Below are 1,157 nucleotides of genomic sequence, written 5' to 3'. Positions count from 1 at the left end.
GCTACCGCTGGTAATTGGTTCGGAGCTTCTATCGTGATATTAATGATTCCGGAAGTAGTACTCTCTCCATCATTGTCTGTAGCTATCGCAGTTAAAGCATAACTGCCCGTGGTCACCCCGTTCCAGGTCACGCTCCAGCCATCGGTACCATCGGTATCAATGCCCAGAGAATTAGTGCCTTCAAAGAATTCAACGCTGGTCACCGTACCATCAGGATCTGTAGCATCCGCGGTGATAACTATATCTGCCGGGGACGTAAACACCTCGTTATTCAGTGGTGAAGTTATGGCTACCATTGGTAATTGGTTCGGAGCTTCTACGGTGATATTAATGATTCCGGAAGTGGTTGTTTCCAGATCATTATCCGTAGCTACGGCTGTCAGGGCATAACTACCCGTGGTCACTCCGTTCCAGGTCACACTCCAACCATCAGTGCCATCGCTATCAATACCCAAAGAATTAGTGCCTTCAAAGAATTCCACGCTGGTCACCGTACCATCAGGGTCACTCGCATCCGCGGTGACAACTATATCTGCAGGGGAAGTAAATACCTCGTTATTCAGTGGTGAAGTAATCGCTACCGTAGGTAATTGGTTCGGTGCTTCTACCGTGATATTAATGATTCCGGAAGTAGTGCGCTCTCCATCATTATCTGTAGCTAGAGCTGTTAAAGCAAAACTGCCCGTAGTTACCCCATTCCAGGTCAAACTCCAACCATCGGTGCCATCGGTATCAATGCCCAAAGAATTAGTGCCTTCGAAGAATTCCACACTGGTTACGGTACCATCGGAATCTGTAGCATCCGCGGTGATAACTATATATGCAGGGGAAGTAAATATCTCGTTATTCAGTGGCGATGTGATCGCTACCGCTGGTAATTGGTTCGGAGCTTCTACCGTGATATTGATACTTTCAGAAGTGGTTGTTTCCAGATCATTGTCCGTAGCTATCGCAGTTAAAGCATAATTGCCCGTGATCACTCCATTCCAGGTCACACTCCAGCCATCGGTACCATCGGTATCAATGCCGAGAGAATTAGTGCCTTCAAAGAATTCCACGCTGCTGACATTTCCATCAGGATCTGTAGCATCAGCGGTGATAACTATATCTGCCGGAGACGTGAAGACCTCGCTATTCAGTGGCGAAGTAATGGCTAC

General features: G+C 47.5%; 1 protein-coding gene. It reads right to left on the bottom strand.

Annotation, left to right across the window (positions count from 1 at the left end; all coding sequences use genetic code 11):
• Positions 1-1,157: Ig-like domain-containing protein (locus C8P64_RS16570; RefSeq protein WP_170106683.1), on the bottom strand; the 1,157-nt coding region annotated here is incomplete at both ends.

Origin of the sequence: Christiangramia gaetbulicola (assembly GCF_003054225.1) — a bacterium.
GTDB classification, from domain to species: Bacteria; Bacteroidota; Bacteroidia; order Flavobacteriales; family Flavobacteriaceae; genus Christiangramia; species Christiangramia gaetbulicola.
Note: the sequence above shows the minus strand (reverse complement) of the source record. Positions and strands in the feature narration are given on the sequence as shown.